19 protein-coding genes are annotated in these 20,311 nt (G+C 62.9%); 8 read left to right on the top strand and 11 right to left on the bottom strand.

Annotated features, from left to right (window positions below):
• The coding region (locus tag ACE1EY_RS09880) for an ATP-binding protein (protein WP_370300095.1) at positions 1–1,931 on the bottom strand (1,931 nt) is incomplete at its 3' end.
• A 144-nt stretch (positions 1,932–2,075) separates the two neighbouring features.
• Here ACE1EY_RS09880 and ACE1EY_RS09885 point away from each other — a divergent pair.
• Positions 2,076–3,008, top strand: coding sequence for a hypothetical protein (locus ACE1EY_RS09885; protein WP_370300096.1), 933 nt, complete (start codon positions 2,076–2,078; stop codon positions 3,006–3,008).
• A 19-nt stretch (positions 3,009–3,027) separates the two neighbouring features.
• On the opposite strand, the gene ACE1EY_RS09890 is transcribed toward ACE1EY_RS09885, so the two are convergent.
• Positions 3,028–4,677: a long-chain-fatty-acid--CoA ligase gene (locus ACE1EY_RS09890; protein ID WP_370300097.1), complete on the bottom strand. Its 1,650-nt coding sequence runs from the start codon at positions 4,675–4,677 to the stop codon at positions 3,028–3,030.
• A 114-nt stretch (positions 4,678–4,791) separates the two neighbouring features.
• A complete protein-coding gene (locus tag ACE1EY_RS09895; RefSeq protein WP_291514680.1) occupies positions 4,792–5,616 on the bottom strand; it encodes a pyruvate, water dikinase regulatory protein in 825 nt (274 codons plus the stop codon).
• 162 nt (positions 5,617–5,778) lie between these two features.
• On the opposite strand from ACE1EY_RS09895, the gene ppsA reads away from it, so the two are divergent.
• On the top strand, positions 5,779–8,148 hold the full coding sequence (gene ppsA / locus ACE1EY_RS09900; RefSeq protein WP_370300098.1) for a phosphoenolpyruvate synthase: 2,370 nt from the start codon (positions 5,779–5,781) through the stop codon (positions 8,146–8,148).
• Here ppsA and ACE1EY_RS09905 read toward each other — a convergent pair.
• The 3 genes from ACE1EY_RS09905 to ACE1EY_RS09915 are packed head-to-tail and all read right to left on the bottom strand — an operon-like array spanning position 8,145 to position 11,611.
• Positions 8,145–9,350, bottom strand: a complete 1,206-nt coding sequence (locus tag ACE1EY_RS09905; protein WP_291514678.1) for an ATP-binding protein — start codon at positions 9,348–9,350, stop codon at positions 8,145–8,147. The genes ppsA and ACE1EY_RS09905 overlap by 4 nt on opposite strands.
• Before the next feature lie 28 nt (positions 9,351–9,378).
• On the bottom strand, positions 9,379–11,139 hold the full coding sequence (locus ACE1EY_RS09910; RefSeq protein ID WP_370300099.1) for a putative bifunctional diguanylate cyclase/phosphodiesterase: 1,761 nt from the start codon (positions 11,137–11,139) through the stop codon (positions 9,379–9,381).
• 19 nt (positions 11,140–11,158) lie between these two features.
• The gene (locus ACE1EY_RS09915) at positions 11,159–11,611 is read right to left on the bottom strand and encodes a response regulator (protein WP_370300100.1); all 453 of its coding nucleotides are present in this window, start codon (positions 11,609–11,611) and stop codon (positions 11,159–11,161) included.
• A 258-nt stretch (positions 11,612–11,869) separates the two neighbouring features.
• Here ACE1EY_RS09915 and ACE1EY_RS09920 point away from each other — a divergent pair, with 258 nt between their 5' ends.
• The gene (locus ACE1EY_RS09920; RefSeq protein WP_370300101.1) at positions 11,870–12,721 is read left to right on the top strand and encodes a DMT family transporter; all 852 of its coding nucleotides are present in this window, start codon (positions 11,870–11,872) and stop codon (positions 12,719–12,721) included.
• Between the two features lie 40 nt (positions 12,722–12,761).
• Here ACE1EY_RS09920 and ACE1EY_RS09925 read toward each other — a convergent pair whose 3' ends face one another.
• On the bottom strand, positions 12,762–13,544 hold the full coding sequence (locus ACE1EY_RS09925; RefSeq protein ID WP_370300102.1) for a competence/damage-inducible protein A: 783 nt from the start codon (positions 13,542–13,544) through the stop codon (positions 12,762–12,764).
• A 179-nt stretch (positions 13,545–13,723) separates the two neighbouring features.
• Here ACE1EY_RS09925 and ACE1EY_RS09930 point away from each other — a divergent pair, with 179 nt between their 5' ends.
• Entirely contained in the window at positions 13,724–15,562 is a 1,839-nt protein-coding gene (locus tag ACE1EY_RS09930) for an amidase (RefSeq protein WP_370300103.1), read from the top strand.
• Positions 15,563–15,598: 36 nt separating this feature from the next.
• On the opposite strand, the gene ACE1EY_RS09935 is transcribed toward ACE1EY_RS09930, so the two are convergent.
• A complete protein-coding gene (locus ACE1EY_RS09935) occupies positions 15,599–15,745 on the bottom strand; it encodes a hypothetical protein (protein ID WP_373928073.1) in 147 nt (48 codons plus the stop codon).
• A gap of 26 nt (positions 15,746–15,771) precedes the next feature.
• Entirely contained in the window at positions 15,772–16,266 is a 495-nt protein-coding gene (locus ACE1EY_RS09940) for a PaaI family thioesterase (protein ID WP_291514669.1), read from the bottom strand.
• A 128-nt stretch (positions 16,267–16,394) separates the two neighbouring features.
• On the opposite strand from ACE1EY_RS09940, the gene ACE1EY_RS09945 reads away from it, so the two are divergent.
• Positions 16,395–17,285, top strand: coding sequence for a bile acid:sodium symporter family protein (locus ACE1EY_RS09945; protein ID WP_291514668.1), 891 nt, complete (start codon positions 16,395–16,397; stop codon positions 17,283–17,285).
• A gap of 75 nt (positions 17,286–17,360) precedes the next feature.
• Here ACE1EY_RS09945 and ACE1EY_RS09950 read toward each other — a convergent pair whose 3' ends face one another.
• Positions 17,361–17,774, bottom strand: coding sequence for a S4 domain-containing protein (locus tag ACE1EY_RS09950; RefSeq protein ID WP_291514667.1), 414 nt, complete (start codon positions 17,772–17,774; stop codon positions 17,361–17,363).
• Positions 17,775–17,823: 49 nt separating this feature from the next.
• On the bottom strand, positions 17,824–18,147 hold the full coding sequence (gene grxD, locus ACE1EY_RS09955; RefSeq protein ID WP_291514666.1) for a Grx4 family monothiol glutaredoxin: 324 nt from the start codon (positions 18,145–18,147) through the stop codon (positions 17,824–17,826).
• Between the two features lie 278 nt (positions 18,148–18,425).
• Between grxD and ACE1EY_RS09960 the strand changes: the two genes are divergently transcribed.
• The 3 genes from ACE1EY_RS09960 to ACE1EY_RS09970 all read left to right on the top strand — a co-directional run.
• Positions 18,426–19,007, top strand: coding sequence for a superoxide dismutase (locus tag ACE1EY_RS09960; protein WP_291514665.1), 582 nt, complete (start codon positions 18,426–18,428; stop codon positions 19,005–19,007).
• 83 nt (positions 19,008–19,090) lie between these two features.
• The gene (gene argF, locus ACE1EY_RS09965) at positions 19,091–19,981 is read left to right on the top strand and encodes an ornithine carbamoyltransferase (protein WP_291514664.1); all 891 of its coding nucleotides are present in this window, start codon (positions 19,091–19,093) and stop codon (positions 19,979–19,981) included.
• Positions 19,982–20,161: 180 nt separating this feature from the next.
• Positions 20,162–20,311: NADP-dependent isocitrate dehydrogenase (locus ACE1EY_RS09970; RefSeq protein ID WP_370300105.1), on the top strand; the 150-nt coding region annotated here is incomplete at its 3' end.

Raw genomic sequence — 20,311 nt, forward strand, 5'->3', positions numbered from 1 at the left:
GCCGGCTTGACGACATCCACCGATGGCGGTCGGAACGGCAACAGGAACCGCAGCGTGAGACCCGGCCCGGCGTCCTTGTCGACCCAGATTCGTCCACCGTGTACCAGCATCACCTTTTTCGCCAGCGCCAATCCAAGCCCATTGCCGGGGTAGGTACCGATGGTGTGTAGCTGCGCGAACAGCTCGAACACTTTGTCTGCATGCTCAGGCGGAATACCCGGGCCGTTATCGGCAACCGAAAACTCCCACTCGTCCGCCTTGGGCGTGCAATCGATGGTGATCGATGGCGCGGAACTCTCGTTGAACTTCACCGCGTTGTCGAAGATCTGCTCGAACAGTTTGGTGAGCAATTCGGGATCAGCTGTGACGATGGGCAACGCGCCCTTCATGCAGATCAGCTCGCACTGCGGATAGCGCGCCGCCACCGTGTCCCGCGCGGACTGCACCACCGTTTGTAAATCGACGGACGAGTGCATGCGTGGCCGCGTCGCCGTTTCCAGGTATGCCAGCAGATCGCGCGTCAACGTCTTGATCCGGCCGCTCTCCTGAGTCAGATACCGCACGTAGTCCTGCACGTCGGGGTTGTCCGCCACACGGCGCGACAGCAACTGCGCATAGCTGCTGATACCACGGACCGGCTCCTGCAGGTGATGTGCGGCGATGAATGCAACCCGCTCCAGCTCCGCCCCGGTTCGCGAAACGAGCTCCGCTTGCCGGCGCAATAGTTCGGCCTGCTGCCGCGCCTGGGTGACATCCTCGACACTCATGATGGCGCCGACACCCATGCCGCGCTGGTCTCGCACCGGATGTGCACTCGCCCGGGCCTGCACCACCGACCCGTCGCGTCGATGAAAACTGAACTCGTAGCCTTCGAGGCGCTGACCGCGCATCGCGCGCGCCAGTGGCGACTTGTTCCATGGCACGGCCAGTCCTGATTCGGCATCGAAGATCCGGAAGACATTGGCCGAGGCATGCCCCAGAAAGGGTTTGTCCCGAAACCCGTACATGGCCTGTAGCGCACCATTGAACAGCGTGAGACGACCATCACCATCCACCACACAAATGCCTTGCTCGCTGGTTTCGGCCAGTACGCGCAGCTGCTCCAGTGCATGCGATTCCTGCACCGGGGAATATGCCGTCTCGGCGGTGGGCATTTGCTCGACATGGCTGCTGCGCGCCATGAACCACGCACCAACCGGACCTGCCGCCAGCACCAGCACCAGCACCATCGCATCCAGGCCGGAGTCCGGTTTCGCCTGCGCCAGCGCGATCGCCAGCCAGATGCCCAGCGCGACCACCGACATAGCGAACATCAGCGGCCGCAGGCGCCGCCGCCGGCTGGCAGTCGGATCAAGAATCAGCCCCTGCAAACCTAGGCCGACCAGCATCACGCCGAGCGCGGCCGGCGTCGGTAGCGAAGCGCCCAAGGTCAACGCTGAACCTCCGGCGCCACCGGCTGACAGAATGCCCACAGCGCCAGCGGCCACGAGAAAAGCCGTGGTGAGTTCCACGCCGGCCCAACGACTGGCGCCGGCACGCGACCAGGCCATCAGCAGCGTTGCGGTGCAGGCAGCAAACAGGGTCAGTCCCAGTGTCCGCCCACCCTCGGAGTGGCCGCCCGGCAGCTCCCCGACCAGGCCCGGCAAGGAGATGTCGAGCACCTCGGTCACCGCGCACAGCACGCTGACGACGGCGAACAGCAGACCGAGTCTTCGCCAGCGAAACAGCAGAAATAACAGCGCCGTCGAACACAGCACCAAGGCGGCCGAAGCCCGCGACGACATGCCTTCGGGGGTAGCCATTGGCCACCAGGAGGGGATCTGCTGCGCAAACAGCGCAGCAAGACCCAGCAGGATCGCGAGCACCGCCAGGGTGGCGGCAGCGCCCCGCGGCATGCGCGGCTGGACCAGGGTTTCGGATAATTCAGCCATCAGTCAATTCGTACTACCGCATGTCCCGACACATTCGCGTACCAGAGCCGGTGGGCAGCGGCATCGGAACAGCGCACCGACAGCGTCACGGCCGCGTCAAATCTGACCCGTAGGATGTCTGTGTATTCAGGCAGATAACGCATCATGAGCAAAGCCAATCGTATCCCAAGCCAGCCACTGCCGTGGCGCTTGCTGTGTCTTGCCGCGCTGTTCGGTCTTTCTGCCTGCACCAGCGGCACGCCCGCCGCGGTACCGGACGGCCCGGGGCGGATTCTGACACTGCAAAACACGGAAATCGACGAAGCCAGCGGCCTGGTCGTCTCGCGCACCGACCACCAGCGTCTTTGGCTGCATAACGACAGCGGCGGCGCCGCACGGCTTTATGCCGTGGACCCGAACGGCCAGGACCTCGGCCAGGTGGACATCCGCGGGGTGGCGAATACCGATTGGGAGGACATGGCGACCTATACCATGGGTGGCGCCCACTTTCTGCTCGTCGCCGATGTCGGGGACAACAACGGCATCCGGCCAGCGGTGCGCCTGCATGTGCTCGCCGAACCCGAGACCCCGAGCGGCGAGCTGGCGCCGTTGCGCAGCCTGACGGTGGTGTATCCGGACGGTCCGCGTGATTGCGAAGCCGTGGCCGTCGATGATGCGGCGCTGTCGGTTTATTTGCTCACCAAACGCGACACACCCCCTCGCCTCTACCGTGTGCCGCTGAACACGGGGCTGCCGGTGGCGTCAGCAGAGTTTCTTGGGACGGTCGAATCGATCCCCGCCCCGACGGCGGATGACCTGACCGACGACCCCGAATTCGGCCAGAACCGAAGCCAGCCAACCGCCATGAGTTTTTCTGCAGCAGGCGACCGCGCCCTGATCGTGACGTACAAAGACGCCTATCTGTACACCCGCAGTGAGGACGAATCCTGGCTGCAGGCGCTAAACCGCGCGCCGCGGGTCGTCGATCTGCCGCAATTCGCCCAGACCGAGGCCGGTGGCCTAAATGCGGCGGGCGATCTGACCTTTGTCGGCAGCGAGCAGCTGCCCGCCGCTTTGGTCGAGATCGCCCTGCCCTGACTCGCCGCGCTTGGCGCGTCTACGCCGCGTCGGACGGAAACGCGTAGTCGGCGAACTGCTGGCGCAGATGCAGCTTGCTGATCTTGCCGGTCGCGGTATGCGGCAGTTCCTCAACGAACTGCACATCGTCCGGCATCCACCATTTGGCGATCTTGCCGTCGAAGTGCGCGAGGATCTCCGCGGCCGACGGCGACTGGCCGGGCTTCGACACGATCACCAGCAATGGGCGCTCCGCCCATTTTTCGTGGGCGATACCGATCACCGCAGCCTCGGCGACACCCGGATGCGACATCGCGACATTCTCCAGATCAATGGAGCTGATCCACTCGCCACCGGACTTGATCACGTCTTTGGCACGGTCGGTGATCTGCATCACGCCATGCTCATCCATGGTCGCGACATCGCCGGTGTCGAACCATCCGTCCGCGTCATGCGCATCGGTATCGTCGCGCTTGTAGTAGCCCGAGCAAATCCAGGGGCCACGCACCTTGAGTGCACCGAAGGCCTTGCCGTCCCAGGGCAGTTCCTTGCCATCGTCGCCGACGATCTTCATCTCGACACCAAAGGCCGGACGGCCCTGCTTGGCCCGCAGCGCGCTCTGTGCTTCGGGGCTCATGTCCTCGAACCCTCGCGGCGGCATGTTGATCGTGCCCAGCGGGCTCATCTCGGTCATACCCCAGGCGTGGATGGTCTCAACGCCATACTGCTCACGGAAGGCATCCATGATCGCGATCGGGCAGGCCGATCCGCCGACAACGGTGCGCTCCAGCGACTCCACGGACTTGCCGGCATCCTGCAGGTGCTTGAGCAGGCCCAGCCACACCGTGGGCACGCCCAGCGCGATCGTGACCTTTTCCGCATTGATGAGATTCGCCAGCGTTTCGCCATCGCCCATCTTCGGACCGGGGAACACCAGCTTGGAACCGACCATGAGCGTGCAATACGGCACGGCCCAGGCGTTCACATGGAACATGGGGACAACCGGCAGCACGGTGTCGCGGTTGCGGAAACCGATCGACTCGCCCGCATTCGCACCGAGGGCATGAATCACCGTCGAGCGGTGGCTGTACAGCACCCCCTTGGGGTTGCCGGTCGTGCCCGATGTGTAGCAGAGCGCGCAGGCCTCGCGCTCATCCAGCTCCGGCCACTCGAACTCGTCGGACGCGTCGGCCAGCAGCGATTCGTAGCAATGGACGTTATCCAGCGACGTCTCGGGCATGTTTGCCTCGTCCGTCAGCACGACGATGCCCTTGACCGTCTCGAATACCGGCGCGAGCTTTTCGATCAGCGGAAATACCAGCTTGTCGACAAAGATGTACTGGTCTTCGGCGTGGTTGACGATGTACTTGACCTGCTCCGGAAACAGACGCGGATTAATCGTGTGACAGACCAGGCCACTGCACTGGATCGCGTAGTACAACTCCATGTGTCGGTAGTCGTTCCAGGCCAGCGTCGCGACACGGTCTCCGCGTTGCACGCCCAGGGCGTCCAGCACGTTGGCCAGCTTGCGTGTGCGGGCGAACATCTCTGAATAGCTGCAGCGGTGATTCGGGTTATCCGCGGTCACCGACACGATCTCGCCGTCCGGATAGACCCGTTCCGCGTGCCGCATGATCTGCGTCACGGTGAGCGGGTAATCCATCATCAATCCATACAATGGTTCGGACATATCTCCTCCTGATTGTTGTCACGCTGAGTTATCGGCCCCCAACGACGATCATCGTCGCCGATAACAAATACTACAACTTCGACATAGTTTCCCAATAGGGCTTTACCAAGGCTCTCAAAACCGCTGCCGCCGAAGATTTTTTTCCTGCATCACCATTGTGGCGATTTCTTCGACGGACATGTTGGTGGAATCCGAATACGGCACGTTGAACTTCTTGTAGAGCTTGGTCGCCTGCCGCAACTCGTAACTGGCCTGCTGGATGGAGGCATATTTGCTACCCGGGCGACGCTCTTCCCGAATCTGGGCGAGCCGCGTGGCATCAATGATCAGGCCGTACAGCTTGTGCTTCTGATCCTTCAGCGGGCCAGGCAACTGCCCGCTTTCGAGGTCTTCGTCCGTCAGCGGGTAGTTCGCGGCAAACACACCATGCTGCAACGCGAGGTACAGCGATGTCGGCGTCTTGCCACAGCGCGACGGCGCGATCAGGACCACGTCGGCTCGCTCCAGCTTGCGCAGTGACTGGCCATCGTCGTGTTCCAGAGCGAAGTTCATCGCGTCGATGCGCGACTCGTATTGCTTGGTCTCGCGTCCATGTGCCCGGCCGGAGGCATGGGCCCAGGTGACCTGCAACTCCTTCTCGACCGTGGGTATGAAGGTGTCGAACAGATCCAAGAACAGCGCGTCGGCGCCCCGCAGCTGGGCGCGAACCGCGTCAGTCACCGTGGTGCTGAACACAATCGGTCGCACGCCGTCCTCCTTGGCCGCGTGATTGATATAGGCAACCACCGACCGCGCCTTGTCATCGGTATTGACGAACGGAAAGGTCAGCGACCGAAAGTCCACACCGTCGAACTGCGTGAGCAGGCTGTTTCCCAGCGTCTCGGCGGTAATGCCCGTTCGATCGGACACAAAAAATACACGGCGGCTGGTCTGTGACACGCAATCTCTCCCCCGACGGATGCGCAGGCTTTGCGCCATCAGTCAAACATGATTCGGGGCCACTCGCGGAGCTCAGCGGCCCAAGCAGGCTAGAATAGCCGACCCTGCGGTCGAAGGACTCGAGCTTCGGCCCCGGCATTCATCGACAAGAGAGGCACGCACGTGGAAGACGCGACCATCGTCTGGTTCAAGGATCTCGGCATGGGTGATGTCGAGCGGGTGGGCGGCAAGAACGCATCGCTCGGCGAAATGATTTCCAATCTGGCGGGCGCCGGCGTGAGCGTGCCCGACGGCTTCGCGACCACGGCGGATGCGTATCGCGAGTTCCTGAAGCATGAGGGACTGGACGACCGGATCAACGCCGCGCTGGATGCGCTGGACGTCGACGATGTCGAAGCGCTGGCCAAGACCGGCAAGCAGATTCGCGAATGGGTTGGCCAGGCGCCCTTCCCGGCGAAGCTGGAAGCGGATATTCGCGAGGCGTTCACGACCCTGTCGAACGGACACGACGTCTCGGTCGCCGTACGCTCATCGGCGACGGCCGAAGATCTACCCGACGCCTCGTTCGCGGGCCAGCAGGAAACCTTCCTGAACATCCGCGGCATCAACGCGGTGCTGGAGGCGATCAAAGACGTGTTCGCCTCGCTATTCAATGATCGCGCGATCTCCTATCGCGTACACCAGAACTTTGATCACAAGCTGGTTGCGCTGTCGGCCGGGATTCAGCGCATGGTGCGCTCGGACATCGGCGCATCCGGCGTCATGTTCACCATGGACACCGAATCGGGTTTCCGTGACGTGGTGTTCGTCACCGCCTCCTGGGGGCTGGGCGAAGCCGTGGTCCAGGGCGCAGTAAACCCGGACGAGTTCTATGCGTACAAGCCGAATCTGAAAGCCGACAAGCCAGCGATCGTGCGTCGCGGCCTGGGCTCCAAGGCCATCAAGATGGTCTACACAGAGGATAAGACCGTCGGCAAGACCACGGAGTTTGTCGACACCAGCGCCGACGAACGCGGGCAGTTCTGCCTGACTGCCGAAGACGTCGAAGCCCTGGCGCGTCAGGCCGTGATCATTGAGGACCACTACGGGCGTCCAATGGACATCGAGTGGGGCAAGGACGGCGAGACCGGCGAACTGCTCATCCTGCAGGCGCGGCCCGAAACGGTACAAAGCCGCAGCAGCGCAAGCACGCTGGAACGCTTCAAGCTGGCCGGCAAGGGCAAGGTGCTGTCCACCGGACGCGCGATCGGCGCCCGCATCGGCGCCGGCAAGGTCCGTGTGCTGGATGATCTCTCCGAGATGCATCGCGTGCAGCCCGGCGACGTGCTGGTCACCGACATGACCGACCCCGACTGGGAGCCGATCATGAAACGGGCTTCGGCCATCGTCACCAACCGCGGCGGCCGCACCTGCCATGCCGCGATCATCGCTCGCGAACTGGGCATCCCGGCCGTCGTCGGCACCGCGGACGCCACGGACATACTCAAAGACGGCATCGACGTGACTGTGTCCTGTGCCGAAGGCGATACGGGGCTGATCTACGAAGGCCAGCTGGACTTCTCGATAGACCAGATCGAGCTGGACAAGATGCCCGAAGCCCCGCTGAAGATCATGATGAACGTCGGCAACCCCGACCGAGCCTTCGACTTCGCCAGCCTGCCCCATAAGGGTGTCGGCCTGGCGCGCCTGGAATTCATCATCAACCGCATGATCGGCGTACATCCGCGTGCATTGCTGGAATTCGACGATCAACCTGCCGACATCCAGGCCACGATTCGCCAGATGATGGCCGGCTACACCGACCCGGTGAGTTACTACGTGCACCGCCTGGCCGAAGGAGTTGCGACCATCGCCTGCGCCTTCGCGCCGGAACCGGTGATCGTGCGCATGAGTGATTTCAAGTCCAATGAATACGCCAACCTCGTGGGTGGCGAGCGCTACGAACCGGACGAGGAAAACCCGATGATCGGCTTCCGTGGCGCCTCGCGCTACGTCTCCGAGGACTTCAAGGCCTGCTGGGAGCTGGAATGCCGCGCGCTGCGTTACGTGCGTGAGGAAATGGGGCTGACCAACGTGCAGATCATGATCCCGTTCGTGCGCACCGTCGGCGAGGCCAAGGCCGTGACCGAAGCGCTCAAGGCCAATGGCCTGGAACGTGGCAAGCACGACCTCAAGCTGATCATGATGTGCGAGCTACCCTCCAACGCGGTGCTGGCCGACGAGTTCCTCGAGTACTTCGACGGCTTCTCCATCGGCTCCAACGACATGACTCAGCTATCACTGGGTCTGGACCGCGACTCCGGGCTCATCGCCCACCTGTTCGATGAGCGCGATCCAGCGGTCAAGGCCATGTTGTCCATGGCCATTCAGGCCTGCCGCAAACACAACAAGTACATCGGCATCTGCGGCCAGGGGCCGTCCGATCATCCCGATCTGGCGCAGTGGTTGCTGGACGAGGGAATCGAATCGGTCTCCTTGAACCCGGATACCGTGGTCGAAACCTGGATGTTGCTGGCCGGTAAAGCGATCTAGACCAACACCGCCTCTGGCGACGCCTGACCCGGCGTCGCCAGGGTCGACTCCTCGGGCAGGCTGTCCGGGATGTCGAAGACAAAGGTGCTGCCCTGCCCCGGTGCGCTGTCCACCCGGATCTCACCACCGCGCTTCTGCACCAGTTTCTGGACCAGCGACAAACCGATGCCGGTCCCCGGATATTCGTCGGCTGTGTGCAGACGCTTGAACACCAGAAAGATCTGGTCACGGTCCTCCGGCAACATGCCGATTCCGTTGTCCTGCACGGAAAACTGCCAGCCGTCGCCCACGCGCCATGCGCGCACCCGCACATGAGGCGCCTGGCCCTCCGGCTGAAACTTCATGCCGTTGCCGATCAGGTTCAGAAAGACTTGCTGCAGACTCCGGGCATCGGCATCCACGGTGGGCAGTTCGCCGAACTCCACCGTCGCTCCGGAACTCTCGATATCCGCATGGAGCTGTTCCACCACATGCTCCACCACGTCACCGGTATCCACTGCCTCGATCTTCGGTTCGGCCGAATTGACACGGGACAGTTCCAGCAAATCGTTGATCAGCGTGCGCATGTCGGTGACCCCATGCTGGATGAACTCCAGATACTCACGCCCACCGTCATCCAGAGACTCTGAATACCGTTTCCCCAGCAGGCCGGTGAACGAGCCGATGGTTCGCAGCGGCGCTTGCAGATCATGCGAGGCGATGTATGCGAATCGCTCGAGTTCCGCGTTCGACTGGGTGAGTTTGTTGACCGTCCGACGTAACTGCAGTTCGGCATCCGCGCGGCGCTGCACCTCGGCTTCCAGCTTGCGGTTAATGGCCTCCAATTCGGAATGACTGCGCATCGACAAAGCCTGCGGTACGAGCGGTATCAACACGATGGCGGTGACCACCGATACGATCGCAGTGACGATTTTAACCACGCCCTCGAGATAATAAACGGGCCGCCAAATCGTCCAGATACCGAAGATATGCGTCATGCCGCACAACAGAATGAACGCCGCAAACAAGGCCAGGACATGCTTGAACGGTATGTCCTTTCGCTTGCGGGCGAAGTGCAGCAACGTGACCGGAATCGAGAAGTAAGCGAAGGCGATCAAGCCATCCGCAATCACGTGCAGTGCGATCAGATCTGATCGCATCAGAAAACACACGCCGTGCGGCATCAAGCCTGCCGGCCCGAAAAGACTATCGATCCAGCTCATGCTGGCCTCCTAGCAGGATTTTGTTGTATCAGTCCGGATGGCTCAGCGCGACGTGCGAGCCGTCCTTTTCCAGCCACAACCTGAATTGCGGCGCACTAACCGCTGCCTGTCTCCAGTTGCCCTGCAACCGTGTGAAGCCGCGCCCGATGAGCGCCTGGGCTTCATCGTCCGACTCAATACCACACAGGTCCACCGCCCTCCCGAGCGTCGTGGCGACTGCGATCACCGCCTCCGCGACACGGCGCCTCGAATCCTCTGAATCGGCCAACAACGCCTCGACCAGTGGCCGCCGCAACTTGACCGTGCCGGTTTGATAGCTTGCCAGCTCGGCGATCGAGATATCCGCATCCCACAACCGCAGCGTGGCGTGAACGCCCCATTCACGCAGCGACCGGGTGGCCAAAGCGACCGCCGCCAAATCCGATTGTGAAACCGGCTCGATCTCGACACACAGGCGGTGACCGGGCAAGCCCTCCACGTCTATCGCGCGCCGCAGAGCAGTGATAATTCGTTCATTTGAAAGGCTTTGCGCAGAGATGTTCAAGGCCAGAAACCCGGGCGCGATTCCGTCACGGTCCCACTGTGAAAATTGCCGGATGGCCAGCGTGATCATTTGCGTCTCGATCCGATCCAGCACCCGCTCGCGCCGCGCAACGTCAATCAACTCTTTGGTCGACTGCTGCCCGCAGGCCTCGTCGCCGCGCCATCGGATCAGCGCTTCAACGCCTTCGAGCCGACGTCCGTCAGAGGCAAAAATCGGTTGGAAATACGGCGCGAACTCCTGGGACGTGATCGCACGCTCCAGATCAAGGACATCGTCGTCGGCTGCCGACCCCGGCAGTCCACGCATCTCGTCGCTGTAGATCACCACCCGCCCACGCCCCGTCCGCTTGGCGGCGTACATCGCCATATCAGCGTTGACGATGAGTTTTTCTACCGAGCGGCCGTGCCCCGGGAACACCGATATTCCGACACTGGCGCCGATCTGCACCGGTTCGCCGGACACCTGCTCGATTGCGGCGATCTGGTTGATGATGCGATCAGCCACCCGGTTTGCCCGCTCACGCGCGGATTCACCTGGCCCGAAATCCGCCAGGATCACGGCGAACTCATCGCCGCCCAGGCGCGCGACGTGATCGGAATCGCGCACCACGGCCTGCAGGACCTTAGCCACTTGGATCAGGGCCGCATCACCGACAGCATGCCCATGCAAGTCGTTAACTGGTTTAAACCCATCAAGATCGATGTAGCAAAACGCCATTTCGTGCGCGCCCCGCGACGCAGAACGCACCGCCTGGGTCGCCTGTTCATCGAATAGCTGACGGTTGGCCAGACCGGTCAGTACATCGTGGCTGGCGTGAAAGTATTGCTCCTCGCGCTGCGCATCGAGTTCACGGACGAGACGGTTCCGCTCAATGGCATGACGCAGCACCCGCATCAGGCTGGGGCCGTCGTACTGGTCTTTGAGCAGATACTCCTGAGCGCCGAGCTTTAGCGCGGCGATGGCAGTGGACTCGTCATTAAGCCCTGTCATCACGACTAGCGTCGTACCGTCCGCCGCCTCGAGCATGGCCTCCACGTTCTCCACGCCCACACCATCCGGCAGATGCAGGTCGAGCAGGATGCAGTCGGGCCGGTGTGCGGCGACTTGCCCAAGGCCTTCGGCCAAGGTCATCGCGTGCCGCACTAAGACAGAGCCTGGACTGGCCAGCCGCAAACGCTCCTCAATCAGCCGCGCGTCAAGCCTGGAATCCTCGACAAGCAGCAAGTTGATTTCAGTGGCGTTCATGGCCGCGCCGCAATGTCCGCTACCCCGCCGTGATCTCGGAGGGAGATTTTGGCGGCAGTAAAGCGAGGTTGAACCAGAAGCGCTCGATCATCTGCACCATTTCGGCGAAATGATTCAGATCCACCGGTTTGGTGAGATAGCAATTGGCATGCAGGTCGTAACAGGTCCGCACGTCGCTCTCGGCCTTGGAGGTCGACAGCACAATGATCGGGATGCGTCGCAGCGACGGGTCCTGTTTGACCTCGGCGAGCACCTCGCGGCCGTCCTTGCGCGGAAGGTTCAGATCAAGCAGCACAAGGTCCGGAACCGTGGCGTCCTGGTGGGCTCCCTGACGACGCAACATCGCCATCGCCTGCTCACCATCACGGGCGACAGCCAGCTCAAAATCCAGCGAAGTTTCTCGCAGAATTTCCTGCGTCAGCCGAACATCGGCCGGATTGTCCTCTACCAGGAGGATGTGCGCCTGGGCCATAGGTGTCCCTGTAATTTCGTCAGCGATTCCGACCGCACAGATTATCTGAACGCTCGTTAAGTTTCCCTGAACAGCATAACGGCGGCGCCAAACGCACACGTCGCACGAACCAGCCCCCCGGCGGAATACTCCGAATTTTGCGGCATATCACGATGCCCTTTCCGATCAACGGATGGCATTCCGGTCGATTCGGTCGATAATCAACAAGTAATTAACAAGCCTAATTTTCTGCACGCCCACAGGTGACCCTGTCTCCCCATGTCTGAAGACAACCCTCGACTTGGCGCCGCATTCGCGGTGACCGCTGGCGCGCTGTTCGCCGTGATGGGCAGCCTGATCAAGCTCGCGGCGGACCAGCTGCCCAACGAGACCATCGTCTTTCTGCGCAATCTGGTTGCGGTGGCGCTGCTGGTGCCGCTATTCGTGGGCCGACACCGCGTGTCATTTACGACTCGGCACCTGGGCTTACACTTGGCCCGTGCGGGCTTCGGCGTGGCCGCGATGTACTGTTTCTTCTTCGCCCTTGGCCGCCTGCCGCTAGCCGATGCGGTGTTGCTGAACTTCGCGATGCCCGTGTTCATTCCATGGATTGCCTGGCTGGTCCTGGATGAACGCCCACGTTGGCAGGTGCATGTCGCCACGGCGCTCGGGCTGATCGGCATTAGCCTCATCGTCAAACCCACCGGAGCGGTCGCCTCGCTCGATGGTCTCATCGGCGCGATGGCCGCGGTGTTCGCAGCCGTCGCGATGGTGGTGGTCAGAAAGCTGTCGTCCACCGAGCCCGCGCCCCGCATCGTGCTTTATTTTGCTGCGCTTGCCGTGCTCATTTCCGGAATCCCCGCCGCCTTGTCCTGGCCGGCGATGCGTCCAACGGACTGGCTGATCATGGTCGGCGTGGGTCTGGCCGCGACGGCAGGCCAGCTGTGCCTGACCCGCGCCTATGCTTTGGCGCGAGCCGCCGAGATCGGCACGCTGGTGTACTGCACCGTACCGTTTGCTGCGGCCTTGGGCTGGTTGTTCTGGGATGAGCGCATGGACCATGGCAAGTTCGTGGGCGCAGCCTGCGTCATCGGCGCCGGCGCGCTCGCCAACCGATGGCGCCGAGGCTAAACGGCACCGGTTGCTGCCCCCCGGCGGGTGATTCGGTGACTCAGGCGTCGGCGTCTTGCGCTTCGGCTTCCAGCGTATGCGGTGCCAGGCCTGCACCCAGTGCGCCCGCATGAAAATCATCAATGGCCGCCCGCGCGTCGATCGAGCGGCCGGTGGCACCGACCTCCACCGGAAACCCGTCCCGCATGCTGGGCAGGCAGGACAGCTTGACCTTGGGGTGGCGGGCGCCCACGGCATCCAGCAACGGGATCAGGTCCGATTCAGGCACGCCACGAAAACCGAGTCGACAGGTCACCAAAGCCGCTGCGGTGTCTACCTCCCCGAACACCCGTTCCAGCACCCACTCGGCCATCGGCCAGGCCATTTCCGGAAAGCCTGGAAGAAAATGATGCCGGTCCAACGAAAAGCCGGGGACCTGATTCACCGGATTGGGAATGAGCTCGGCACCCTGAGGAAACTCCACCATCCGGATGCGATGCGGATAGGTGCGTTCGCGATAAAGCGATTCGAGTAGGTGACGGCCGGCTTCGTGAATTTCCAGAGGACTGCCGAAGGCTTCGGCCGCGGCCTGCCGGGTCTGATCATCCGGCGTCGCGCCGATACCACCGCAGCAGAGCACCGGGCAATGCAGGCGTCGGCTATCGCCGAGCACGCGCGCGATGTCCTCGCGGCCGTCGCCCACCACCCAGACCTGTCGCAGGTTCAGTCCCCTGGCGGCAAACACGCCGGCGAAGTGCGGCAAATGGGCATCGCGCCGGCGTCCGGATAGCAGCTCATCCCCGACCAGAATCAGCGCGATGTTGAAGGCCTGCGTCATGCTCATCCGGCAACAGTAGGGAAACACCACAGAGTTTGCACCAGACGAGCCGGCGACAGATGGCGCATGCGGCCGTCTCGTCGCGGGCGCGTCCCCCATTGCACGCTCCGCTGAGTTCATGGCATTGACCTTGCTGCATCCGCCGCATCGCGCCGGAGCACACGGCGCCCCGCCCGGTCTTGGCCATGACACATCGCGATGCGCTCTGGCGCGCTCTATGTCCGCTCGTCCTGCTGATCTCGGCCTGTGGGCAAAGCCCATCCGGCGACACGCCCGTCGCGGGCGGTCCGGGCCAACCACCGGGCGAACCGGTGATCTTCGAACTGGTAGAAGCCACGCTGGCCGACGTGCACGCCGCGCTGGCCGGCGAGCAAATCACTGAAGATGGCGATGCACTGACTTGCGCGGAACTCACCCAGCGCTATATCGACCGCATATTTGCCTATAACGACGCGCTGCAACCATCCGGCCTCCTGCCGATTCGCGGCGTGCTGCACATCAATGCCAACGCGCTGGAACAGGCTGCAGAGCTGGACACGCTGTACGCACGCGACGCAGGCGTTGGCGCGCGTTATCTGCATTGCATGCCGGTGCTGCTCAAGGACAACTACGACACGTTCGATGCGCCGTCCACGTCGGGCTCTTACGCCATGCTGGGGCATCAAGCCGGCATTGACGCGGAAAGCGTGCGCGGCCTGCGAGCCGCGGGCGCGCTGATTCTCGGCAAGGCCAATCAGGACGAGTTCGCGTACTTCACGACGGGTTTTTCCGCACGGGCCATCCAGGTCTCGAACCCCTACAACACGGCGGAGTCACCGGCCGGCTCCTCCAGTGGCACCGGCGCATCACTGGCCTCGAACTTCGCGCTGGGCGGCACGGGCTCCGACACCTGCCAGTCCATTCGTCATCCTTCGTCGGTGAACGGTCTGGTCGGCATCCGTCCGTCACTGGGCGTCGTCAGCCAGCACGGTATCTTCCCACTGTCCCATGCTCGCGACACCGGCGGTCCGATGACCCGGACCGTCCGCGACGCTGCGCTGATGCTCACCGCGATGGCCAGCGTCGATGCGCGTGATCCCCGCACGCTGGAGTACCCGGCCTCGGCGCGGCCCGCCAGTTACGCGCAATTCCTTAATCGCGAGGCCCACGGCGTAGCAGGCCGTCATATCGGGGTGCTCCGACGATTGGGCAGCAATACGGAACCCTACGGCGCCGGCGCCCAGGGCGAGCTGATCGCCGCAGCGGTGAACCAGATGGCCACCATGGGCGCCCACATCCACGACATTTATCTGCCGGACTTCACCAGCCGTGGCGCCGGCAACACCAACTACGACGTCGGTGACTACTTCAATATCTTCGAGCAGGAAGGCGGCGATTCACCGCGCCGCTGCCTGAGCAGCCTGAACGCCGGCAGCGCCAACGGCCGCGACGCCTGCCAGCTGCTGGACGGCATTCTAGAAACCGGTCGCGTGGGGCCGCGCACGGTGGCGCTGGTCGCTGTCTCGGCCACCAGCGACCCCGACCAGCCGGGCACGCAGGAGCAGCTCGACGCCATGGCCTCCGAGCGGGCCTATGTCGAAAGCGTCATGGACGCACTCACCGATGCCGATGGAAATCCGGTGCTGGACGATGACGGCGACCCGGTGCGCCTGGATGCGTTCATCCTGTCGCCCGGCCCCACCGGCGGTCGCACCTGTGACCTCGGCTCGACCACACACATGGGGTCCATCGTCGTGCCGGTCGGTTTCGATACCTCGGTCGGCGTCCCGCGTGGCATGGAAATCTTCGTTCGCCGCTTCGACGAGGGCACCGGCATCGGCATTGCCTACGACTACGAGCAGGCCACGCGGCACCGGGCGCCACCGGACATCTCGCCGCAGCTGGGCACAGACAATGCCACCGTGGCGCAATTCAATGCCCAGCAGCAGCAGGCGCTGATCACCGCCACATCGGCTGCCCCGGAAGACCTGCCGATCGAGATCTATATCCAGGCGATCGAAGAATTGCTCGGCGTGTCACCGTGATGTCGTGTCGGCGGTGCCGGAGTCACTGCGCGTGAGTCATTGCGATGGCACTGCCTCGAACGTGTCGTGCCTGAAGTACTGGGCGTTGAGCAGTTCCACGACGTCGACATACAACGCCGCGAACTGCTGCTCGGCATCGCGGAGTATCGATTGCAACGCGGAATCGGTCTCCAGCTGGGCCATCACCTGGGCATGAAAGCGTAGCTGGTTCAGCGCGCCCGATCATCTGCCGCCTCTCGATAAACCGCGGTACAGGTACAAGTCCCGCGGGCGGTCAGCTCGCCGCGACCATCGATCACGATGGCCTCACTGAATGCCAGCCTGGCGCGCGATAGAACGACCGCGCCATAGACCGTGACATGCGGGCCATGCGTGGCCTGCATGTACTGCATCGACAAGTCCACGGTGACCGTCGCACCGGAGTCGTATTGCAGGCGCGCGGCAACACCGAATGCGCAATCGAACAGCCCGGCCAGCACCGCGCCGTTGACGACCTGCCGAGTGCCGGAGAAACCGCCGAAGTGATGCGCCTGCAACTGGCGAACGCGAACGGCAATCAGGCGGTCATCAACCCGTTCCAATTCGACACTGCCGTGAACCATCGCCGGCATGGCCCGCATGGCCTGGATGCGCTGCTCGGCTCGAGCGGCGTCTACCGCATGCGGAATCGCGCGCAGGCGCAAGGATTCAATGGCGTGGTGCATCAGGACTCCCTCGCAGGATTATCGGTAAAAATAGCTGCCATGCGGCTGGACCTTCGCATCGTTCTCGAATGACACCAGCAACCAGGGCGCTCGGGCATACTGGCGGCAAATAATCAGAGGGGACAAGCATGGAAGGCAACGCACTGGTCATCATCGGCCTGCCCGCGGCCCTGTTCATCATCATGGTGGGGATGGGCCTGAGCCTGGCAGTAGGTGATTTCCGTCGCGTGGCCGAGCAGCCACGCGGCGTGGCGATTGGCCTGGCGCTGCAACTTCTGGCCGTTCCGGCACTGGGGTTTGCGATCGGCGGATTGGCGGGTGGTGGAATATTCGCCGTGGGCCTGGTGCTGGTGGCCGCCCTGCCTGGTGGGACCACCTCGAACCTGCTCTGTTACCTGGCCAAGGCTTCGCTGGCACTTTCAATCACCCTGACCGTGCTCGCCAGCCTGATCACGATTCTCACGCTTCCGCTTTACGTGAATCTGGCGTTGACCACGTTCATGGGCGAATCCGAAGCCCTCTCCATGCCCGTGACCCGAACCCTGATCACCATGCTGGTGATCGTCGTCATCCCGGTCGGGATCGGAATGAGCATCAAGGCCGCGGCGCCAGCGGCAGCCAGCCGGGCGGAGCCGATCATCAGTGCGTTTTCGATCATCGTGCTGATCGCGATCATCATCGGCATCGTCATCGCCGAGTGGGCGAATCTCCCGGCCTGGCTGGCCGCCGCCTGGGCACCCGTGCTGGCACTGAACCTGAGCGCCCTCGCCCTGGGCCTGATTATCGGCAAGTGGACGGGATTGAGTTCGGCGGATGGCCTGACGCTGGCCATTGAGGTCGGCATCAAGAACACCACGCTAGGCCTGACCGTTGCGCTGTCGCTGCTCGGCAGCACCGAACTCGCCCTGGCTTCGGCCGTCTACGGGCTGTTGATGTACCTATCCGTCATCGCGCTGACCGTTTACGGCCGCCACCTGGCGAGAGGGACCGCCTCGATGGCGGTCGGCGCAGCGCGGTAAGGCAACCCCGGTACTCGGCGGCCCAGCCGTCGCGTTCGCCTGCCTCAAAAAGATCGGTTCCAGACGCGACGCCGCTCAGGAGCTTTCCTTGAAGCGACGGATGGCGCGGCGGCCCTGCTTGTTGGGCCGATGGGTCGGCGCGACGGATTGATTTTGCAACCGCTCGATGCGTCGGCGCTCGGTGTCTTCTGCGTGAATGCGGTCGCCGTTTTCGGTGCGCCGCATGGCTTGAGCCGCCACCGGAGCACCGACACGATCACTGAGCAACACCAATACCTCGACCTCATCGCGAACCCCGGCCTTGCTGAACGCGACGATGTCGCCGACGCGGATGCCGCGCGACGGTTTGGCCGTCTGCCCGTTGACCACCACCTGGCCCCGCCGGACGGCATCCTGCGCGAGCGCCCGGGTTTTGAACGCGCGAGTCGCCCACAGCCATCGATCCAGTCGCACCGCGTCCGCCGGGCCGGACACCGCGGCCGGACTCATGAACAAAAACGCCCGCATGAAGCGGGCGTTTTGCGAAAGCTTGCGAGCATCAGGCCTCGACGCCGCCAGCTTCCTTGAGCATGCGTGGCAACTCACCGGTCTGGTAGAGATCCAGCGTGATGTCACAGCCCCCGATCAGCTCCCCTTTGACGTAGAGCTGCGGGAAGGTCGGCCAATTCGCGAACTTGGGCAGCGCGCGATAAATCTCTTCATCTTCGTAGATGTTCACATAGGCGTAGGGAACGCCACAGGCGTTGAGCGCCTGTGAGGCACGTGCGGAAAAACCACACTGTGGGAAGTCCGGTGAACCCTTCATGAAAATGATGATGGGGTTCTCCTCGACCTTCTCCTTGATGCGTTGCAGGGCGTCCATTGAAAACCACCTCCGTCGGTGTTCTAGACAGTCACCGCGGATGCGGCGACAACAAACGGGCGCGGATTATACAGGACCGGAGATCGCCTGCCGCCCGCTGTAGAAACCCAGCAAGGATCGCGCCGAATCGACCGCGCGGTTCACCGGAAAATCAACGAATAACGATGTGACAAATCCATCCAGGTAATTGTCAGGAATACACTGCTCGCCTATGGTTACACCCCATTTGGCGCGCCCCCCGGCGCCATTGATTCGCCAACAGTCAAGGAGATTGCACCATGGCATTCACACTTCCTGAACTGCCGTACGCACGTGACGCTCTAGAGCCCCATATGTCCAAGGAAACGCTGGACTTCCACTATGGCAAGCACCACAAGACCTACGTGGACAAGGCGAACGGCATGATCGACGACACCGAGTTCGCCAACGCGTCACTCGAAGAGATCATCAAGAACGCAGGCCCCGGCGGCCTGTTCAACAACTGCGCCCAGATCTGGAATCACACGTTCTTCTGGAACGGTCTGACCCCTGGCGGCAGCAGCCCCAGCAGCGCGCTGAGCGGCGAGATCGACAACGCCTTCGGCTCGGTGGACGACTTCAAAGAGAAGTTCAACACCTCGGGCGCCGGCAACTTCGGCTCGGGCTGGACCTGGCTGGTCAAGACCGCCGACGGCAAGCTGGACATCGTCAACACCGACGACGCGGAAAACCCGATGACCGATGGCCACACGCCGTTGCTCACCGCCGACATGTGGGAGCACGCGTACTACATCGACTACCGGAACTCCCGCCCGAAGTATCTCGAGAACTTCTGGGCACTGGTGAACTGGGACTTCGTCGAGAAGAACCTGAGCGCCTAAAGGCTCCGGCCACGGCTCGACGGGCTGCCCGGCCACCGGGCGGCCCGTTTTCTTTTTCCGGTCCATAAACTGGAACCCAATCGATGAAACGCGACTTTCTCACGCTGCTCGACTTCTCCCCTGCTGAGCTCGAAACCCTCATCGAGCAGGCGATTGCCCTGAAACGGGTGCGTCATACGCATCGACCGCTGGTCGGCCGCACGCTGGCGATGATCTTCGAGAAAAGCTCGACACGAACACGCGTTTCCTTCGAGGCCGGCATGGCACAACTCGGCGGTCACGCGCTGTTCCTGTCCCCGCGCGACACCCAGCTCGGGCGCGGCGAGCCGGTCGAGGACACGGCGCGCGTGCTGGGCCGGATGGTCGACATCGTGATGATCCGAAACGATGACCAACAGGCGCTGGAGCAATTCGCCGCGGCCTGCGACGTACCCGTCATCAACGGCTTGTCCGACCGCTATCACCCCTGCCAGTTGCTGGCCGATGTGCAGACGCTGGTGGAGCATTTCGGTTCGATCAGCGGCCGGACCGTGGCCTGGATCGGCGACGGCAACAATGTCTGCAACTCGTTTGCTCTGGCCGCCCGGCAATTCGGTTTTCAGCTGCGCGTTGCCTGCCCGGAAGGATTCGACCCGGATGCGGACGTGCTCGCGCAATGCGGCGACGCCGTCGAATTGATGCGCGACCCCGAACAGGCCGCCGAAGGCGCTGACGCGATCGTCACTGACGTCTGGGCCAGCATGGGCCAGGAGTCCGAACAGGCGCAACGCATGGCGGCGTTCGCGGCGTATCAGGTCGACGATGCGCTGATGGCCAAGGCGGCCGACCACGCCGTCTTTCTGCACTGCCTGCCGGCTCACCGCGGGGAAGAGGTCACCGCGTCGGTCATTGATGGCCCGCAGAGCCTGGTATGGGCAGAGGCGGAGAACCGCCTGCACGCTCAGAAGGCGCTGCTTTGCTTCCTGCTGCAATAGCCTCGCTGAAGGCCTGCCAGCCAGCGACGAGAGCCGGCAGCCACTCGCCGAAACGATTAGAATCAGGCCCCACGAAAGCCGAGCGGCCTTGACGCCATCTTCGTTGCTCGGCAGCCGCTGAAGGCGGCGGATTGCATTTCCGTCGCGCGATCACGCGCGACCAAAATCAAAGGCTGATCGATGAGCGCTACCCAATCGAAGATTACCTATACCTTCACCGACGAAGCCCCGATGCTCGCGACGGCGGGTTTTCTGCCGATCATCAAGCGGTATCTCGATCCGGCAGGGATTGATGTCGGGCTAAGCGACATTTCCCTGGCTGCACGCATT

This window comes from Abyssibacter sp. (assembly GCF_964229365.1).
GTDB lineage: Bacteria > Pseudomonadota > Gammaproteobacteria > Nevskiales > OUC007 > Abyssibacter.

Bases quoted from the DNA above. Each gene is read 5' to 3' on its own strand.
- ACE1EY_RS09885 (WP_370300096.1), top strand. From the start codon at position 2,076: ATGAGCAAAGCCAATCGTATCCCAAGCCAGCCACTGCCGTGGCGCTTG.
- ACE1EY_RS09890 (WP_370300097.1), bottom strand. From the start codon at position 4,677: ATGTCCGAACCATTGTATGGATTGATGATGGATTACCCGCTCACCGTG.
- ACE1EY_RS09905 (WP_291514678.1), bottom strand. From the start codon at position 9,350: ATGAGCTGGATCGATAGTCTTTTCGGGCCGGCAGGCTTGATGCCGCAC.
- ACE1EY_RS09910 (WP_370300099.1), bottom strand. From the start codon at position 11,139: ATGAACGCCACTGAAATCAACTTGCTGCTTGTCGAGGATTCCAGGCTT.
- ACE1EY_RS09915 (WP_370300100.1), bottom strand. From the start codon at position 11,611: ATGGCCCAGGCGCACATCCTCCTGGTAGAGGACAATCCGGCCGATGTT.
- ACE1EY_RS09920 (WP_370300101.1), top strand. From the start codon at position 11,870: ATGTCTGAAGACAACCCTCGACTTGGCGCCGCATTCGCGGTGACCGCT.
- ACE1EY_RS09925 (WP_370300102.1), bottom strand. From the start codon at position 13,544: ATGAGCATGACGCAGGCCTTCAACATCGCGCTGATTCTGGTCGGGGAT.
- ACE1EY_RS09930 (WP_370300103.1), top strand. From the start codon at position 13,724: ATGACACATCGCGATGCGCTCTGGCGCGCTCTATGTCCGCTCGTCCTG.
- ACE1EY_RS09935 (WP_373928073.1), bottom strand. From the start codon at position 15,745: ATGGCCCAGCTGGAGACCGATTCCGCGTTGCAATCGATACTCCGCGAT.
- ACE1EY_RS09940 (WP_291514669.1), bottom strand. From the start codon at position 16,266: ATGCACCACGCCATTGAATCCTTGCGCCTGCGCGCGATTCCGCATGCG.
- ACE1EY_RS09945 (WP_291514668.1), top strand. From the start codon at position 16,395: ATGGAAGGCAACGCACTGGTCATCATCGGCCTGCCCGCGGCCCTGTTC.
- ACE1EY_RS09950 (WP_291514667.1), bottom strand. From the start codon at position 17,774: ATGAGTCCGGCCGCGGTGTCCGGCCCGGCGGACGCGGTGCGACTGGAT.
- grxD (WP_291514666.1), bottom strand. From the start codon at position 18,147: ATGGACGCCCTGCAACGCATCAAGGAGAAGGTCGAGGAGAACCCCATC.
- ACE1EY_RS09960 (WP_291514665.1), top strand. From the start codon at position 18,426: ATGGCATTCACACTTCCTGAACTGCCGTACGCACGTGACGCTCTAGAG.
- argF (WP_291514664.1), top strand. From the start codon at position 19,091: ATGAAACGCGACTTTCTCACGCTGCTCGACTTCTCCCCTGCTGAGCTC.